The sequence below is a fragment of the uncultured Campylobacter sp. genome, from assembly GCF_938045535.1.
GTDB lineage: Bacteria > Campylobacterota > Campylobacteria > Campylobacterales > Campylobacteraceae > Campylobacter_B.
This window is the reverse complement of record NZ_CALIMQ010000001.1, coordinates 1-3,367: the sequence shown is the minus strand read 5'-3', so window position 1 is coordinate 3,367 and position 3,367 is coordinate 1. Positions and strand designations below refer to the sequence as shown.

Sequence of the window (3,367 nt, the reverse complement as noted above, 5' to 3'; positions counted from 1 at the left end):
AATTTTATGTATATTCTAGATCCGCAAGAGTGCAGTAAAATTATAAAAGACCCCTCATACGATTCATATCATAGCAGGGCAGATTTTGAGGATTATCAAAATAAAATTGAAAGAAACACCCTGATTTATTTTGGACCGATAAAATATAAGGATAAAGACTATCTGCTTTTTATCGATTCCGTAAATTTAATAAACGGTCTTAAAGCGGTTTCTATTAAAATTAGTAAATTTAGGGACGGAGTTTCGCAAACCTCCGTTTGTAGAAATTTATATTTAAATACAAAAATTTACCATTAAGTAGTTAATCATACAAACGCATTCAGTTGCGATTGATAATTTTGGGCATGCGAAATTTTGGTTGGGAAATCATTGCGATTTATCCTATAAATCCTTTTATCGCTGCGGGTTTGGGCTTGCAGCTTTTGCTCTCCAATCTGCGTTTTTAAAATTTGATTAAAATTTTACGCCGCCGCACATATCCTTTGCCCGTTTCTTTTCGATATACAGCGCTTACTCCTCGCTTTCATCCGTTCGTACGATCAGGCTTTTTGGAAGGCGGAATTTCTCGATGATCTCACATTCTTTGGCGCGCATCTGTCCGTCGTCGCTCTCGTGGTCGTAACCTAGCACGTGCAGCAGACCGTGCGTAAAAAGTAGCGCCGTCTCGTCATCCCTGCCGTGCCCTAGCTGCGCGGCTTTCAGCTCTACGAGGTCTAAATTTATCACGACCGAGCCGAGTAGCGCGGGGGCGAAATTTTCGCCGCCAAAATTCTCATTTTTAAAATTTTCATCGCCAGGACTTTCGCCCTCGGAATTTTCAGGATTTATGGTATTGGAATTTTCGCTCACAGAATTCGCGGCGTCTGTATTTTCACTAGCAGAATTTGCAGCGTTTAGAATTTTGCCGCCGCTGTTTTCATGCGCGGAGCTCTCTTCGCTCAAATCCTCGCCGAAGCCCGCAAACGCCGCAGGATCGAGCGGGAAACTCAGCACGTCGGTCGTCTTATCGATGCCGCGCGTTTGCGCGTTTAGCTGCCGCATCTCCTCGCCGCGCACGAAAATTAGCTCGACGCTCCCGCCGCCCAGCTCCGCCGCGATAGCGTCCAAAATTTCGGGATAGGGCTGCTCGCAAAGTATCATTTTTACCCCTCTTTTATAAAATTTTCGTATAATTTTAGCAAAAAAAGGACGAAAATGAGAGCTTTATGCGTGATCAGCGGCGGCATGGATAGCGCGACCTGCGCCTATATCGCAAAGCGCGAAGGTTACGAGATCGTGGCGCTGCACTTTGATTATAATCAGCGCACGATGGACAAGGAGCGCGAGTGCTTCAGTAAAATTTGCGACGATTTGGGGGTCGCAAAGAGGTTCGTTTTAGACGCTCGCTTCATCGCGCAAATCGGCGGAAGCGCCCTTACGGACGGTACTTTGCCGATCAGAAAGGGTGCTGCGGAGCTTTGCGGCGCAACAAATACTACCGGCACCGAGATTGACAGCGCGGCAAATTCCAAGAGTGCCGAGCTCGGAGAGCTAAATTTTATCGAGACAAATTCCGCCGCCGAACTATACGAGCAAAATTCTATCGCGGCAAATTATATTAATGCCGAGATTGGCGGGCAAAATTTTACCGAGGCAAATTTTTTGACGAGCCCCGCGGGCGCTACGCTCGCCGTAGATTCGGCGCGAGACAGCTGCGTGCAGAGCGGTGAAATTTTAATTCAAGACGCTGAAATTTTACTAGGGGGCGATGAGCCTTCGCCGCAAGGCGGTAAAATTTTAGCTCGCGACGACAAAATCCCGTCGCAGGGCAGCAAAATTCTGGTTCAAGAAGGTGAAATTTTATCTCAAAGCGGAGCCGGGCCGCAAGAGGGCGATAAAATTTCATCGAAGCGCGTAGAGGGTGAAATTTCATCGCAAAGCCAAAGCGATAAAATTTCACCGCCAAGCGGCGAGAGCGTGTTTTCGGATCTGCCGAGCACCTACGTGCCGTTTCGCAACGGCGTGTTTTTGAGCATCGCCGCCGCCCTTGCCGAGAAGGAGCGCTGCGACGCGATCTTCATCGGCGTGGTGCAGGAGGACAGTAGCGGCTACCCCGACTGCAGCGCGGGCTTCATCGGCGCGTTTGAGCGAGCGCTTGAGCTGGGCACGAGCCGCGACTTTCATCCGCGCATCAAAACCCCGCTCGTGCACCTTAGCAAGGCGCAGATTGTCTCGTTAGCGCTTAAAATCGGCGTACCGCTAGAGCTTACGTGGAGCTGCTACGAGCGCGAGGACGCTGCGTGCGGGCTTTGCGACAGCTGCTTGCTGCGGCTTAAAGGCTTTGCGGGCGCCTGCGCGAAGGATAAAATCCCCTATGTGATAGAAGTTTAGGTACACCGCGGCGAAATTTACCGAGCCCGCATAGCTCGGCGCGTCATTGCAGCACCTGATATACGCGGGTTTTGAATGCGTAGCGCCATATGATTTGCGGCTAGATTTAAACGTGCGGCGGCCTGCACTTTGGCGCGCGCCGAGCTGTGGCTGTAAATTTAAACTGCGCTTCGGAATTTGAAAAATTTTAATGCGAGCGTTGCATGCGGTTTGAGGCGAAAATCAATTATAAATTTAACCCTACGATATATTTATTAGCGCATAGGCGGATATAAACATATCGTAGTATAATCCGAGAATTAAATTTTAAGGAGGAGAGAATGGCGTTTGAAAATGCTATCATCACTAAAAAGGATGATGAAAAGTACGGGTTGAGTAAAATTTTTTATCAATATAGTCCGTATTATGAAGAACTACCTAGAAATTTTGTTGTTGATAGACAAAAAGATATTTGGTTTCTTTTAATTAAAAGACTACCAAATGAAGGGTATGATTATGGTTATGGGAGCAAAAAGCTATGGAGGCTTTATATTCAAGGAAATAATTTAGATATTCTTTTGGACTACGAATATGATCAAGAAGTGGATGGACGCAAATTTCAAAGGGTGTGGAAAATTATCGAGGTAAATGTTATAAATTCTATTATTCCAGATAATGAAGTTATTAAAATATTGAGAGATATTTTGATTGATTTTAAATTTAGACCAGGCTGGGAGGATAAGGATGATTTTAGTGTAGCGTTAATAGATGTAAGAAAGGAAAAATAAAATGGCATTCGTAGCAGAATATATCTCTAAAGAGGATATTGAGAAATATGGCGTTATTGACATAGTAAATAGCTCCAGGGCAAATTTTGGTGAACTTCCATTGGGCGATCAACGTATAGAGCAGCTTGATTGGGTCATCGATAGGCAGAGGGATATTTGGTTTATCTTTGTGTGTGATCCGCACTTACCGGATCCGCGAGATGGATTTACGGGTGAGGAGATTTATATTT

Annotated in this window: 2 protein-coding genes and 4 pseudogenes; 5 read left to right on the top strand and 1 reads right to left on the bottom strand. The window is 45.8% G+C overall.

The window, feature by feature from the left end:
- Positions 1–297, top strand: a pseudogene (locus Q0095_RS00030) (hypothetical protein); the annotation flags it as partial.
- A gap of 213 nt (positions 298–510) precedes the next feature.
- Here Q0095_RS00030 and ybeY read toward each other — a convergent pair.
- The gene (gene ybeY / locus Q0095_RS00025) at positions 511–1,140 is read right to left on the bottom strand and encodes an rRNA maturation RNase YbeY (protein ID WP_297880202.1); all 630 of its coding nucleotides are present in this window, start codon (positions 1,138–1,140) and stop codon (positions 511–513) included.
- 54 nt (positions 1,141–1,194) lie between these two features.
- On the opposite strand from ybeY, the pseudogene Q0095_RS00020 reads away from it, so the two are divergent.
- The 4 genes and pseudogenes from Q0095_RS00020 to Q0095_RS00005 form a co-directional block, all read left to right on the top strand.
- Positions 1,195–1,461 (top strand): annotated as a pseudogene (locus tag Q0095_RS00020) (7-cyano-7-deazaguanine synthase); the annotation flags it as partial.
- 489 nt (positions 1,462–1,950) lie between these two features.
- Positions 1,951–2,370 (top strand): annotated as a pseudogene (locus tag Q0095_RS00015) (7-cyano-7-deazaguanine synthase); the annotation flags it as partial.
- Positions 2,371–2,690: 320 nt separating this feature from the next.
- Positions 2,691–3,137: a hypothetical protein gene (locus tag Q0095_RS00010; protein WP_297880200.1), complete on the top strand. Its 447-nt coding sequence runs from the start codon at positions 2,691–2,693 to the stop codon at positions 3,135–3,137.
- A 1-nt stretch (position 3,138) separates the two neighbouring features.
- Positions 3,139–3,367, top strand: a pseudogene (locus tag Q0095_RS00005) (hypothetical protein); the annotation flags it as partial.